Annotated in this window: 12 protein-coding genes; 2 read left to right on the top strand and 10 right to left on the bottom strand. The window is 64.5% G+C overall.

What is annotated here, in order from left to right; genetic code table 11:
• Positions 1-48: 48 nt before the first annotated feature.
• The 4 genes from AC1AZA_RS07475 to AC1AZA_RS07460 form a co-directional block, all read right to left on the bottom strand.
• Positions 49-1,704 carry a L,D-transpeptidase gene (locus AC1AZA_RS07475; protein WP_476514038.1) on the bottom strand — a complete coding sequence of 552 codons (1,656 nt, stop codon included), beginning with the start codon at positions 1,702-1,704 and terminating at the stop codon, positions 49-51.
• Positions 1,705-1,890: 186 nt separating this feature from the next.
• Complete coding sequence (nudC, locus tag AC1AZA_RS07470) at positions 1,891-2,985, bottom strand: NAD(+) diphosphatase (RefSeq protein WP_476514037.1); 1,095 nt, start codon at positions 2,983-2,985, stop codon at positions 1,891-1,893.
• The gene (locus AC1AZA_RS07465) at positions 2,985-3,860 is read right to left on the bottom strand and encodes an alpha/beta fold hydrolase (RefSeq protein WP_476514036.1); all 876 of its coding nucleotides are present in this window, start codon (positions 3,858-3,860) and stop codon (positions 2,985-2,987) included. The genes nudC and AC1AZA_RS07465 overlap by 1 nt, the downstream gene beginning before the upstream one ends.
• Before the next feature lie 34 nt (positions 3,861-3,894).
• Positions 3,895-4,521 carry an NUDIX hydrolase family protein gene (locus tag AC1AZA_RS07460; RefSeq protein WP_476514035.1) on the bottom strand — a complete coding sequence of 209 codons (627 nt, stop codon included), beginning with the start codon at positions 4,519-4,521 and terminating at the stop codon, positions 3,895-3,897.
• A gap of 175 nt (positions 4,522-4,696) precedes the next feature.
• On the opposite strand from AC1AZA_RS07460, the gene trxA reads away from it, so the two are divergent.
• Entirely contained in the window at positions 4,697-5,029 is a 333-nt protein-coding gene (gene trxA, locus AC1AZA_RS07455) for a thioredoxin (protein WP_476514034.1), read from the top strand.
• 235 nt (positions 5,030-5,264) lie between these two features.
• Complete coding sequence (locus AC1AZA_RS07450; protein ID WP_476514033.1) at positions 5,265-6,302, top strand: aggregation-promoting factor C-terminal-like domain-containing protein; 1,038 nt, start codon at positions 5,265-5,267, stop codon at positions 6,300-6,302.
• A gap of 490 nt (positions 6,303-6,792) precedes the next feature.
• Here the strand turns inward: AC1AZA_RS07450 and AC1AZA_RS07445 are convergent, their stop codons facing one another.
• The 6 genes from AC1AZA_RS07445 to AC1AZA_RS07420 form a co-directional block, all read right to left on the bottom strand.
• A complete protein-coding gene (locus AC1AZA_RS07445; RefSeq protein WP_476514032.1) occupies positions 6,793-8,178 on the bottom strand; it encodes an NCS2 family permease in 1,386 nt (461 codons plus the stop codon).
• A 211-nt stretch (positions 8,179-8,389) separates the two neighbouring features.
• Positions 8,390-9,169, bottom strand: a complete 780-nt coding sequence (pstB, locus tag AC1AZA_RS07440) for a phosphate ABC transporter ATP-binding protein PstB (RefSeq protein ID WP_476514031.1) — start codon at positions 9,167-9,169, stop codon at positions 8,390-8,392.
• A gap of 33 nt (positions 9,170-9,202) precedes the next feature.
• Complete coding sequence (gene pstA / locus AC1AZA_RS07435) at positions 9,203-10,195, bottom strand: phosphate ABC transporter permease PstA (protein ID WP_476514030.1); 993 nt, start codon at positions 10,193-10,195, stop codon at positions 9,203-9,205.
• Positions 10,195-11,148 carry a phosphate ABC transporter permease subunit PstC gene (gene pstC / locus AC1AZA_RS07430; RefSeq protein ID WP_476514029.1) on the bottom strand — a complete coding sequence of 318 codons (954 nt, stop codon included), beginning with the start codon at positions 11,146-11,148 and terminating at the stop codon, positions 10,195-10,197. The genes pstA and pstC overlap by 1 nt, the downstream gene beginning before the upstream one ends.
• Positions 11,149-11,292: 144 nt before the next feature.
• The gene (gene pstS, locus AC1AZA_RS07425; protein WP_476514028.1) at positions 11,293-12,432 is read right to left on the bottom strand and encodes a phosphate ABC transporter substrate-binding protein PstS; all 1,140 of its coding nucleotides are present in this window, start codon (positions 12,430-12,432) and stop codon (positions 11,293-11,295) included.
• Between the two features lie 168 nt (positions 12,433-12,600).
• Positions 12,601-13,305, bottom strand: a complete 705-nt coding sequence (locus AC1AZA_RS07420) for a response regulator transcription factor (protein ID WP_476514027.1) — start codon at positions 13,303-13,305, stop codon at positions 12,601-12,603.
• Between the last annotated feature and the right edge of the window lie 222 nt (positions 13,306-13,527).

Raw genomic sequence — 13,527 nt, 5'->3', positions numbered from 1 at the left:
ACCGCCACAGTAACACGGCGTTTCGAGCACGGACGTCGAAATTAGGGGTCAGCCGGCACGCACGGCGGAGGCGGGCGTCGCACCTACCACCTGCACCATGGCGCCCACGGGCAGGAAGTCGTACATCCACTTGGCGTCGGCCACATTCATGTTCACGCAGCCATGGGAGCGGGGCTCGCCCTTGGCGATGCCGTCCGGGTTCCACGGGGCGCCGTGCAGCGCTTCACCCTGGTTGTAGAAGATGGACCACGGCACGTTGGGCGTCACGTAGTCGGCGCCGCGCATGGTCTTGGTTTCGTACTTGATGTATACGAAGAACGTGCCCACGTCGGACGGGGTGGAGAGCTTGCCGGTGGAGGTGAGGAACGTGTTGACGAGCGTGGAACCCTTGTACGCGTACACTTTCTGTTCGCTCAGGTTGACCACCACATGCGGGTCGCCGTTGGGGCTGTCATAATCCACCACGCGCGACTCGGTTTCGAACTTCGTGGTTTCGGTCTTCACGGTGGCGGTCACGCCTTCGCCGTTGTGCAGGGCGGCGGTCACGGCATTGACGGCCTCGTCGGTGCCGGTCACGGTCACCCCGTCCACGCCTTCGCGCAGCGTGGTCATCACGGCGCCGGCCTTGTTGGTCACCACGGAGGCCTTGACCATGTCCTGCTTGAGCGCGCCGGGCAGCGTGGAGGCGAGGTAGTCCTTCACGGCGGCGTCATCGTACTTGAGGGTCACGGTGCCCCGCTCCGGGTCGGTGTCGAACCCGATCCACTTGGCGATCTCCTCGGCGGGGACGGTGAAGGATTTCTTGGCGCCGTTGTTCACCACGAGCTTGGAGGATACGCGCGCGTTGGCCTGATCGGCGGCCTGCTGCGCGGTGGCCACGCTCACCGGCATGCTCACGGATTCGTAGGTGACGGAAGCCTTGACCACGGTTCCGGGGTGCTGCGCGGCGTCCGCCACGGCGGCTTCCACGGGCTGGGCGACCGGTGTCTGGCCGTCCCTGCCGGGGGTGACTGCGAAGTTGTGCGCGGCGTCCGTCCACGCCACGGTGGAGGCGACGGCACGGTCGGATTCGTGCACGAACCGCTCGGTCAGCGCGTTAGACAGGGCGAGCTTGTCCGTGCTCACGCTCAGCGGCACGTCGCTTGCGGACCACGGGTTGATGCGCGTGAGTTCGGCGGCAAGCGTACCGCCGGATTTCGCGTTGAGCAGATTCGTGACCGTGCCGTCCACGTCGGCGGTCACGCCCAGATCCTTGAGCGAGACTTCGGCGGTCTTGCCGTCGGATGCGCTGATGGCGATGCGCGTAGTGTTCGCCGCGGAAGCCACCGCGTCACGCACCTCGCCGGCGGTCTTGCCCGCAAGGCTGGTGCCGCCGAAACTCACGCCGGGGGCCACGCGGTCGGCGAAATAGGCGCGCGCACCGAAGAAGCCGCCCACGAGCGTGACCAGCAGTGCGGCGAACACGCACAGTGCAACGATGAGTCCACGGTGCCCCTTGCGGGAGGCCGGTACGGCGGACGCCAGCGAGGCTGCGGCGGAGACGGGCGGAATGGACTGCGGCTCGGCGGAGGCGAACAGCGCATCGAACGTCGGCTGCTCCGCGTGGCGGGCATGGGCCTGACGCGACCCGTCCGGAGCCGGCAGCGGCGGCAGATAGGCCGTGCGCTCCGGGTCGAAGAGTGCCTCATTCGTATTGTTGGCCATGGCCGCCGTTCCTCTCGCATTCACATGTCCCGGCAGGCCGCGCCCCCGGGAATTTGGATACCATCGACCACTATAGACGGTAAAAACGACGCCTTATATCCCCGTTGCCGTATGTTTGCTCACGCCTGAACGCCGAGGCTAAGACCGGGGCCCATGCCCATGCCCGGGCCCACAGGCCGGCCCCGCTCACAGCTCGCGGCCGAGCCACTCCTCGATCATGTAGCGGGCGATGGTGGCCTTGCCGGGCGCCTCGATCCGCCCCGCGATGATCGCATGCGTGTATTCGTCGCGGGTCATCCACATGGCGTCCGTGGTCTCCTTGCCGTCCACGTGGATCTCGTCGGTTTCCGCCTGGCCCTTGAACGCCACCATGAGCGAGGCCGGGAACGGCCACGGCTGCGAGCCGAGATAGCGCAGCTCGCCCACCTTGATGCCGGTCTCCTCCATGGCTTCGCGGCGTGCGGCATGTTCCAGGTTCTCCCCCGCCTCCACGAATCCGGCGGACGTGGAGTACAGCAGCTCGCTGCGCCATGCGGCGTTGTGCTGCAGCATGAGACGGTCCTTGCGGTCCACGATCGCGGTGATCACGGCCGGCTCGATGCGCGGGAACAGGATGCGCCCATCATCCGCTGCGGTGCAACGCTGCGCCCACCCGCCGAGGGCCGGGGCCACGGGCGCGCCGCAGCACGGGCAAAAGCGCTGGGCGTTGTGCCACATGCTCAGGCTTGCCGCACTGGTGGCCAATCCGGCCTCGCGCGCGGAGGCGTGGGGCGCGAAGCCGCGCAGGTCCACCCAGTCGAATCGTTGCGATGCCTGATCGATGATCGACGCGGCGACACCTGCACGCGCGCCCTCGCCGCCGTCCGCGAAGGCGTCGTCCGCTCCCACGCCGGCCGCATCGGGCACGGTCGGGGCGGCGGCGGGCCGCACGGCGCGGGTGATGTCCACGGCCACCACGTGCTCGGCGTCCGCACGAGGCCCGTAGGCGCCCAGAAACATGGCCACCGCACCGGAGTGCGTGGCCAGTTCGTCGGCCATGTAGGCGCCGGGCAGCATGGCGAGGCGCATCTTCGCGGCCTCGTAGTCCACTACGGCGGCCTGTCCGCGCGGCACGGCAAGACGCCCGGCGTTCACCAGCAGCACGCGGGTGGTCGGCTCGGCCAGCACACCCTCGAGGAGCCCTTCCTCGCCGCGGCGATCCACCTGATAGTCGATGTCTCCTTGGGCGAGCGGCAGGAACGGCAGTACGCCGGTCAGCGCCAGCGGCGAGAATCCTTGCATCAGCGATTGTCCTCCCTGATCGTCGCGATGGTGTCCACGCGGGCGATGAGCGCCACGAGCGGCCGGGCCAGCTCGTCCGGATGCTCCATGGCGGAGAAGTGGCCGCAGTCGCGGATCACGGTGAACGCGGCCTGCGTGCCGGTCATGGCCTCGGCGATGGGGCGCATCACGGCCGGCGGACTGGACGGGTCCTTGTCGCCGCAGATCACGGCGGCGGGCGCGGTCACGAGCTGCAGCTGGTCGTTGAGGTCCGGGCGGCCGGCGGCCATGCGTTCGCGCCACGCCACGCCCTTCGGATCCTGCGAGCGGATGAGTTCCGTCATGCGGACGATGAACTCGTGGGAGCATTTGACCGTGGAGTCGCGCATCGGGTTCGCGGCGGCGAAGTGCATGATCGGCTCGTACGTGCCGCTGGCCTCCATGGTTTGTGCGATCTTCAGGCGGCTGGCGTGCGCCTCGGGGCCGTCCGCATCCGCCTTCGTGTCGCACAGGGCGAGTCCGGCCACTGCGTCGAGGTGCCGGCGCTGGATGTCCAGCACCAGATAGCCGCCCATGGACAGCCCCACCCAGATCGCGCGGTCGTAGCCGGCCTCGCGCAAGAGCTCCACGTAGGCGTCGGCCATGCGGTCGAGCGCATACGGGTAGGCCCCGTCCGCGTCCGCACCGCCGGATTCCTCTGCGCTCGGGATCGGCCCCTTGCCGGCGCCGGGCATGTCCGGGGCCCAGATCGTCGGCTTGGCCAGGCCTTCCTCCTCGGTCTGGCGCACGATCTCGGCCGCGCACTCCTCCCACATCCGGTGGTCCACGGGGAAGGCGTGCACCAGCACCACCGGCACGCCCGTGCCCCGGCTGAGCACATGGTTGAGTATCCGCATGTTCCGTCCTTTCCTCTGATTCACGCCGCCGCGCTCACACGCCGGCCCACGCCAGCGCCAGACGCACCAAGCGCCCGTGGCCGTTGGGCATCTGCGCCACGAACCGGTCCAGATCGTCGCTGCGCGGATCCACCCACTCCACGTCCAGCGTCTCGTCCTGCGGCTTGCAGTCGCCGGCGATCGGCACCACGTAGCACAGCGCGATGGCGTGCTGGCGCGGATCGTAGAACTCGCTCACGCCGGGGGTGGGGAAGAATTCGGCCACGGTGAACGGCTGCAGGCCGCTCGGCAGGACCGGCAGGGCGATGTCGCCCAGGTCCTTCGCGATGTTGCGGGCGATGGCCTCGCGCAGGGACTCGTGGAACAGCACGCGGCCGGTGATGAGCGTGCGTTCGATGGCGCCATCATCACCCACGCGCAGCAGCGAGCCGACACGGTTGACGCGGCCCAGATCGTCGGTGCGCACCGGCACGATCTCCACGTAGGCGATGGGCAGCTGGCGGCGCGCACGGTCGATGTCCGCCGGGCCCAACCACCCGGGCGGATTGTGGTGTCCGCTGCCGCGCACGAAATCCTCTGGCGTGATGTTGTCGAATTCGCCGCGCGGACGGTTCGCATCGAAGTCGTCCGGCCCCGGCACTTCATCATTCATGACTGGCATGTCTCCATTATCCGGCGGGCGTATGACCAATGGGTGACGCCTCGCCGCTTGCGGCCGATAGGCTCCGATATTCGCCGTGCGCCGAATCGGTGAAACGCCCCGGACCGTTATCCACTGGTGCTGGAATGCTGGATTCCAGCACGAAAACGGACTTTCAAGAGATAAGGAAACGATCATGGCCACGCGTGCAGTCACTTCCGCTGAATTCGAGCAGCTCGTCAGCAGCAACGATCTGGTGCTCTTCGACTTCTGGGCCACCTGGTGCGGCCCGTGCAAGGCGTTCGGCCCGGTGTTCGAGGCCGCGAGCGAGGCGAACCCGGACATCGTGTTCGCCAAGGTGGACATCGATCAGAACCAGGATCTCGCCGCCGCCGCAGGCATCTCCGCGGTGCCCACGCTCATGATCGCCAAGAAGGGCAAGATCGTCTTCAAGCAGGCCGGCGCGCTGCGCGCCTCCGATCTGGACGACCTGATCGCCCAGGCCAAGAAGCTCGACGTCGCCGAGTGACCCTTGCGGCGTGCCGCACCGCGGCGTGCCGAGTTCGGATTCAACCTTCCTCCGACCTTCACCGATCGGTCGGAATCGCACCGCTTGACACTCATTTCTGTGCCAATATCTAGTGGTCCGATTCCGGCCGATTACCATATTTGGGCAACATAGGCTATTGTGGAGGTCGTGTGTGCGCGGTGGGCACGTGTTGCAGCCGCGCCGCCGTGCAGTATTGGTCGAACGAAGGAGCTTGATGGGTCGCCATCAGAAATCGCATACAGCCGCACTCAAGCTGATCACCAAGCGTCAGTGGATGCGTTGCGTGGCAGGGCTTGCAGCGGTTGCCACCGTGGCGTGCATCGGCGTGGCGTCGCGTAATTTCTACGCGCATTCCGCGGCCGTGGCCACGGACGATTCCACCGAGGTGACCTCCTATTCGGCCACGGACATGCAGGGCATCGAAGTCTCCCGTGACACGGTGCGCAAGGCCATCAGCGAAGGAGCCGGCGGCGCCAGCGCGAACACGTCCTACGTCACGGTGGACATCAACGGCGATTCGCGCGTGGTGCTCGGAGACAATCTCACCGACGTGCGTTCCGTGCTCGAGGCCGGCAACATCACGCTTGATCCGTCCGACGTGGTCACCCCCGGTCTGGACGAGCCGGTCAGCGAATCCACTACGATCACCATCACGCGCGCCAACGCGACGATCGAGACCAGCGACGAGGAAATCCCCTTCAACACCGTTGAGAAGGAAGACGATTCTCTGCCCGCCGGCACCACGAAGGTGGAGACCGAAGGCCAGAACGGCGTGGTCGAATCCACGAATCTCGTCACCCGCAACGGTGACAAGGTCATCTCCTCGAACACCATTTCCAAGTACGTCAAGACCGCCCCGGTGGACAAGGTGATCCTCAAGGGCACCAAGAAGGCCGCCACCAAGTCCTCCGGCTCGTCCGCCGCCGCGTCGATCGGCACCACCACCCCGGTGGGCGCCATGCAGCAGTGGGCGCACGACTATCTGCTGTCCAACGGATACACCGAGGCCGACTTCACCGCCACCGTGTTCATCATCAGCCACGAGTCCGGCTGGCAGGTCAACTCCTCCAACCCGTCCTCCGGTGCGTACGGCCTGCCGCAGGCCCTGCCCGGCAGCAAGATGGCCTCCGCCGGCGCCGACTGGCGCACCAACTACCAGACGCAGCTCAAGTGGTTCTTCAACTACTGCAACGGCCGCTACGGTAGCATTCAGGGCGCCTACTCGTTCTGGCTGTCCCACAAGTGGTACTGATCCGTCTGGGCGTCTGAGCACGCTGCTGACCTCAAGCAACGAAAGGCCCGGAGGCTGGCCATCCGACATGGTCTGCCTCCGGGCCTTTCCCGTCATTCCGGCTGCCTCTCTTCCATCCTCCTGCCCGGAATTGCCGAATTGGTGGCGATTTGAGACGCGCAGGGGCCCTTCTGCGTCCGGGATCGCCACCATCGTTGAAAACGGTGGCGATTTGAGACACAGGTGGGCATGTTTGTGTCTCGAATCGCCACCAATTCCACAGCGGAGATGGCACGGAGGTGATTTAAGACACCGGCACCCTCGTTTGTGTCTCAAACCGCCACCGTTCTTGTGACGGAACCACCCCGCCGGACCATCGAAGTCACCGGACCGCCGGAATCACCGGAACCGCGCACGGTATGCGAAGGCCCCGTCTGCCGGAAAGCCGGCACGACGGGGCCCGATCAGTCGGCGCACGCAGATGCGCGCCGCACGCAGCGCATGCGATGCGTCACAGCACGGCGAGCAGGATGAAGTTGAGGATGAACAGCACGGACACGATCCAGATGATCGGATGCACGTCCTTGGCTTCCTTCTTGCAGACCTTCACGATGCAGTACGTGATGAAGCCGCCGGCGATGCCGTAGCTGATGGAATAGGAGAACGCCATGAACACGGACGCGAAGAACGCCGGGATGGCGGCGGAGATGTCGCTCCAGTCGATCTCCTTGAGGGAGGCGGCCATCATGCAGCCGACGATCACCAGCACGCCGGCGGTCGCGGCGGACGGCACAGCGGAGACGATCGGCGAAAGGAACGCGGACAGGGCGAAGCAGATGGCCACGACCACGGAGGTCAGGCCCGTGCGGCCGCCCGCGGCGATGCCGGCGGAGGACTCCACGTAAGTGGTGGTGTTCGAGGTGCCGCAGATGGCGCCGATGGACGTGGCGATGGAGTCCGCGAACAGGGCCTTGTCCAGCTTGGAGGAGAAGCCGCTGCCGTTCTCCATGTGCTGCATGTCCTCGTCGGAGAAGATGCCGGTGCGGCGACCGGTGCCGATGAACGTGCCGAGCGTGTCGAACGTGTCGGACATGGAGAACGCGAAGATGGTGACCAGCACCAGCGGAATCCTGGCCGGGTCGGAGAACAGGGACGGGAAGCCGTCGCCGGTGAAGATCACGCCGAAGGTCTGGGGCAGTTGGGCGAAGGTGTCGGAGATGGACACGGAGTTCGCCATGGAGGTCTGGCCCATGGGGATGCCGATCAGCGCGGTGATGACGATGGTCAGCAGCATGCCGCCCTTGACCTTGAGCACGGTGAACACCACGGCCAGCAGCAGGCCGATGAGGAACAGCCACAGGGTGGGGTTGTTGAGCGTGGCGAGGCCCGGAGTGGCGCCGACGGCATGATCGGTGGTGGCCTCGTCCGGCGTGAACTTGATGAGGTCCACGTTGAGCATGCCCACGTATGCCACGAAGATGCCGATGCCGCCGCCGATGGCGTTCTGCAGCATGGGCGGAATGGCTTCGATGATCATCTTGCGGATCTTGGTGACCGTGATGATGATGTTGATGATGCCGCACAGGAACACCATGCACAGCGTCTGCTGCCAGGAGAAACCCAAGCCGAAGCAGACGGTGTAGGTGAAGAAGGCGTTGAGGCCCATGCCGGCCGCCTGCGCGTAGGGCACGTTGGCGAACAGGCCCATGACGAGCGTGCCGATGATGGCAGCGATGATGGTGGCGAGGAAGACACCGCCCCACGGCATGCCGGTCTGGCTCAGAATCTGGGGGTTGACGACGATGATGTAGCTCATCGCAAAGAAGGTCGTCAGGCCCGCGGTGATCTCGGTGGAGACGGTGGTGCCGCTCTCCTTGAGTTTGAAGAATTTCTCCATACCCATCTGCTCCTTAGCTTTCTCTCTTCCCGCCGCGGATTGCAGCGGCAAGCGGGGCGGCGACCGCATACGGCAAACGATTGCTAAGGGCCGGCGCTCCGAACAGACTTAGGCTAGCACCGGCGTGGGTCAGCAGTGTGACGGGCAGCTCCGTCGCTGATCGTTCAACAAAAAAGCCCCCGCAGGGAGCGGGGGCTTTTTTGTTGAACGATCAGCCGAAGCGACCGGAGATGTAACGCTCGGCCTCTTCGTTCTGCGGGTTGTTGAACATGGTGGTCGTGTCCGCGAAGTACTCGAGGTGACCGGGCTGGCCCACGGCCTTCAGGTTGAAGAAACCGGTGTAGTCGGCGATACGGGCGGCCTGCTGCATGTTGTGGGTCACGATCACGATCGTGTAGTCACCCTTCAGCTCGTTGATCAGGTCCTCGACGGCGAGCGTCGAGATCGGGTCCAGAGCGGAGCAGGGCTCATCCATGAGCAGCACCTGCGGGTGGACGGCCACGGCGCGGGCGATGCACAGACGCTGCTGCTGACCACCGGACAGGCCGATGCCCGGGTTGTCCAGACGATCCTTGACTTCCTGCCACAGGTTGGCGCCGCGAAGCGCCCACTCGACGAGATCGTCGGCGTCGGACTTGGAGATCTTGCGGTTGTTCAGGCGAACGCCGGCGAGCACGTTCTCACGGATGGACATCGTGGGGAACGGGTTCGGGCGCTGGAACACCATGCCGACGTCGCGGCGCACGGCCACGGGATCAACATCGGGCGCGTACAGGTTCTTGCCTTCGAGCAGAACCTCACCCTTGCAGTGAGCGCCGGGGATGATCTCGTGCATGCGGTTGAGGGTGCGCAGCACGGTGGACTTGCCGCAGCCGGAGGGGCCGATGAAGGCGGTGACCTTGTTGGCCTCAATGTTCATGTTCACGTCTTCGACGGCCAGGAAGTTGCCGTAGTAGACGTTCAAATGGTTGACATCAATACGCTGTCCCATTATGTTTCCTTTGGTTTTGTTCCTAGTGTCGAATCACTGCTCGGTCTTGACCGCGAAGATCTTCGCGACGAGACGGCCCAGAAGGTTGAGCAGAAGCACGATGATGATCAGCACGAGGGCGGCGGCCCAAGCGCGCTCGGTCGGGATGGTCGGCACGCACAGGGCACCGGCGCTCTTAGTGCAGGTGACGCTCATGGTGCTGTACTCCTGATACACGTACACAGGCAGCGTGGTCATCTGGCCGGAGAACAGGTTGGCGTTCGTGGAGCCGATGTAACCGGCAGTCATAAGCAGAGGCGCGGTCTCACCGATGACTCGTGCGATGGCCAGAATGGCACCGGACACAATGCCGGGCAGGGCCGTACGCAGCACGATCTTGGTGATGGTGCGCTGCTTGGTGACACCCAGAGCGTAGGAAGCCTCACGCAGATCGCCGGGGACGATCTTGAGCATTTCCTCGCTGGTCTTGACCACGGTCGGGATCATCAGCAGGGACAATGCCACGGAGCCTTCGAAGCCGTTGATCGTACCGGGGCCGCCGATGATGGTGAACATCGAGAAGGCGAACAGACCGGCGACGATGGACGGGATACCGCTCATGACGTCGACGAGCATGGAGATGATCTTGGCGAGCTTACCGCCGTGGGCGTACTCAACGAGGTAGACCGCGCACAGCAGACCGATCGGGATGGAGATGACCATGGCGCCAGCCGTGATCTCCAGCGTACCGATGATGGCGTGGAGCACACCGCCGTAGCCGCCGGATGCGGACGGCTTACCACCGGAGATGCCCTTCATGTTGTGGGTCAGGAAATCGATGTTCAGGCGCTGCACGCCATCGACGATCGTGGTCCACAGCACGGAGATCAGCGGGATGAGCGCGATCAGGAAGGCGATCACGATGAGCGCCTGCATGATCACGTTCTTGCGCTGGCGAGCCGCAACGAAGGAACGGGTCGGCTTGAACTTGTCGAAGTCGATGACGGGAGCGCCGTCCATCGAGCTCTTCTTTGCCGCTTCAGCCATCAGACACCTGCCTTATCGGTGATCTTGCGGGCGATGTAGTTGACCAGGAAGGTCAGCACGAACAGCACCAGACCGGTGCCGATCAGGACCGACACGCCAAGGTCGTCCGCCTCGGGGTACTGGGCGGCGATGTTGGCGGCGATGGTCTGGTTCTGCGAAGCCTGCAGGAGTTTGAACGAGTAGGAGAGGCCGGGGGAAAGGATCATCAAGACGGCCATCGTCTCACCCAGTGCACGGCCGAGGCCGAGCATCGAGGCGGAAACGATGCCGGACTTGCCGAACGGCAGCACGGCAAGCTTGATCATTTCCCACTTGGTGGCGCCAAGCGCCAGCGCGGCTTCCTGCTGCAGGCGCGGGGTCTGCAGGAAGATGTCGCGGGTGACGGAGGTGATGATCGGCAGGATCATCACGGCGAGCACCACGGCCACGGTTGCGACGGTACGCGACGGGTTGGCCGCCGGACCGTTGAAGATCGGGATCCATCCGAGGTACGTGGCCACCCAGTTCCAGAACGGGTAGATGGCGGGCACCAAGATCACACCGCCCCAAAGACCGTAGATAACGGAGGGGATGGCGGCGAGCAGATCAACCACCGAGCTCAGCACGGTGGCCAGCTGCTTCGGCGCGTAGTGCGAGATGAACAGTGCGATGCCGATCGAGATGAAGAAAGCCAGAATCAGCGCGAGGGCTGCCACGAGGACGGTGCCGAACAGCAACGGTCCCACGTACTGCCAGAAGTTGGTGGCCTTGCCACCGGTCAGCGTGCTGATGGTTTCGGTGTTGGCGGCCTGATCGCCACCGATGAGCGGCCATGCGCGGTAGAGCAGGAAGAGCGTCACCGCACCCAAGGCCACGAGAATCATGATGCCGCACGCGTAGACGATGACCTTAAAGACCTTATCAGCGGTCTTGCCGGTCACCGGCTCCACAACGGCCTTATCTTGCGAACTCACGGGTTCTCCTTATTGTCGCTTCGTGATCCGCGCGCGCAACAGTCCGCCGGTAAGGATTGTCCCTAACCAAGCGGACTGTTGCGTGGATTATCGGATCTCAACGGAGCCATGCGCAGGCCTTGCGGCCGTACGCATCAGCTCAGCTCACTTGATGGAGTTGATGGACTCGGTGACCTTGGCGCGCAGGGTGTCCGAGATCGGGGAGGAACCGGCGTCCTCGGCGGCGGCCTTCTGGCCTTCCTCGGAGGTGACGTAGGTCAGCCAAGCCTTCACGAACTTGCCGGTGCCCTTGTCGTTCTGGTAGGACGGGCAAGCGATCATGTAGGAAACCAGAATGACCGGGTAGGCGCCGGAGGCGGTGGTGGTGCGGTTGATGTTCACGACCACGCGGTTCTCGCCCTGAGCGGACTCGTCGAGCTTGGAGTCGTCCAGCGTCTTGGCGGCAGCGCCTTCCTCGTTGTAGGCAACGTAGGAATCGCCGACCTTGACGGCCACGGTGCCGAGGGAGCCAACGGCGGAACCGTCAGCGTAGCCGATGGTGCCGTCGGCCTGCTTGACGGTGTTCACCACACCATCGGTGCCCTTGGCGGCCTGACCGATCTCGTTCGGCCAGTTCTCGCCGACCTCGTAGTTCCAGTTCTCCTTGCCGCCGGCCTTCTGCACGTAGTCAAGGAAGTTCTTGGTGGTGCCGGACTTATCGGAACGGTGCACGACGGTGATGGCCTTGTCGGGCAGGTTCACGCCGGAGTTCTGGGCGGTGATGGCCGGGTCGTTCCACTTGGTGATCTTGCCGTCGAAGATCTTGGCGATGGTGGCGGCGTCGAGGTTGAGGTGCTTGTCCTGGCCGGAGATGCCGTTCAGGTTGAAGATCACGGCGATCGGGGAAACGTAGACCGGCACGTCGAACGCGGTGGTGCCGGAGGCGCAGGCCTTATCGGAGGTCTGCTTGACCTGATCGTTGGTCAGAGCGGCGTCGGAGCCGGCCCAAGCGGCGGAACCGGTCAGGAAGGCGGACACGCCGGCGCCGGAGCCGGACGGATCGTAACCGATCTTGACATCCGGGTTGGCCTCCTGGAAGGCGTTGGTCCAAGTCTGCACGGCGGTCTTCTGAGAGGAAGCGCCCTTGCCCTGGAACTCGCCGGACAGATCGGAGGCGGCGGAGGAGCTGGTGGAACCGGAGGCGGTGTTGGTGCTCGCGGAAGTGTTATCGCCACAGGCGGCGAGAGAAGCCATCGCGGCAACGGAAGCCACGGCGGCAATGGAACGAATCACGATCTTGCGCATTCTTATTTCCCTCTATCCTTGTGTCAACGGGCCGGGAATCGGCCCGCTTTTCTCATGACACATCCAACACTAGAGGCGTTCCGCAGGGGGGAAACACAAAAATGGTGAACGGAAGATGAATACTTTTTGATTACTGCGCGCGATTCCCGCGCACGCTTCCGTAGCCGCTTACTCCGCGTCCGGTTCGTCGATCTTGTAGCCCAGCCCGCGCACAGTGGTCAGGTACTTCGGATGGGCAGGATCCTCCTCGATCTTGGAGCGCACGCGCTTGACGTGCACATCGAGGGTCTTGGTGTCGCCCACGTAGTCGGAGCCCCAGATGCGGTCGATGAGCTGGTGGCGGGTCATGACGCGGCCCTTGTTCTGCATCAGGTATTCGAGCAGCTCGAACTCCTTGAGCGGGAAGAACACCGCCTCGCCGCGCACGGACACCTGATGCTGCCCCACGAGCATGGAGATGTCGCCGCACTTGAGCGGCACGTCATCGTCGCCTCCGGGAGCCAGCGAGCCTCCCTGATTGCGGCGCAGCACCGCGCGGATGCGGGCCAGCAGCTCGCGGAACGAGTACGGCTTGGTGACGTAATCGTCCGCGCCGATCTCCAGTCCCACCACCTTGTCGATCTCCGCGCTCTTGGCCGTGAGCATGATGATCGGCACGCGGCTTTGCTCGCGGATGCGCCGGCACAGCGAGGTGCCGTCCAGACCGGGCAGCATGAGGTCGAGCAGCACCAGATCGATGCCTCCCTTGGTGAACAGCTCCAGACCTTCCTCTCCCGTCGCGGCGGCCGATACCTCGAATCCTTCGCGATGCAGCTGGTACACCAGCGGCTCACGGTACGATTCCTCATCCTCGACGATCAGAATGCGAGTCATATGACCGTTTCTCTCTTTCTCCCTGCCGGCTTCGGCCCCACCCCGCAGGCGCGGCGTTCATCAATCCGTCATCCATCATACCCACCGACGCCATCGAGATTTCACATCCGACGTGACTCACGTTTTTTGAGCGCGTAATGGCTAGTGGTGCCTCATCGGGAATGAGCGCGAACGGTACCGGTCCTGTTTGGCTTGTCGTATGGAAGGCAAGATCGGCATGGC

This window comes from Bifidobacterium sp. LH_389 (assembly GCF_056357235.1).
Note: the sequence above shows the minus strand (reverse complement) of the source record. Positions and strands in the feature narration are given on the sequence as shown.

Coding starts and splice junctions, on each gene's coding strand:
- AC1AZA_RS07475 (WP_476514038.1), bottom strand. CDS start 1,704: ATGGCCAACAATACGAATGAGGCACTCTTCGACCCGGAGCGCACGGCC.
- nudC (WP_476514037.1), bottom strand. CDS start 2,985: ATGCAAGGATTCTCGCCGCTGGCGCTGACCGGCGTACTGCCGTTCCTG.
- AC1AZA_RS07465 (WP_476514036.1), bottom strand. CDS start 3,860: ATGCGGATACTCAACCATGTGCTCAGCCGGGGCACGGGCGTGCCGGTG.
- AC1AZA_RS07460 (WP_476514035.1), bottom strand. CDS start 4,521: ATGCCAGTCATGAATGATGAAGTGCCGGGGCCGGACGACTTCGATGCG.
- trxA (WP_476514034.1), top strand. CDS start 4,697: ATGGCCACGCGTGCAGTCACTTCCGCTGAATTCGAGCAGCTCGTCAGC.
- AC1AZA_RS07450 (WP_476514033.1), top strand. CDS start 5,265: ATGGGTCGCCATCAGAAATCGCATACAGCCGCACTCAAGCTGATCACC.
- AC1AZA_RS07445 (WP_476514032.1), bottom strand. CDS start 8,178: ATGGAGAAATTCTTCAAACTCAAGGAGAGCGGCACCACCGTCTCCACC.
- pstB (WP_476514031.1), bottom strand. CDS start 9,169: ATGGGACAGCGTATTGATGTCAACCATTTGAACGTCTACTACGGCAAC.
- pstA (WP_476514030.1), bottom strand. CDS start 10,195: ATGGCTGAAGCGGCAAAGAAGAGCTCGATGGACGGCGCTCCCGTCATC.
- pstS (WP_476514028.1), bottom strand. CDS start 12,432: ATGCGCAAGATCGTGATTCGTTCCATTGCCGCCGTGGCTTCCGTTGCC.
- AC1AZA_RS07420 (WP_476514027.1), bottom strand. CDS start 13,305: ATGACTCGCATTCTGATCGTCGAGGATGAGGAATCGTACCGTGAGCCG.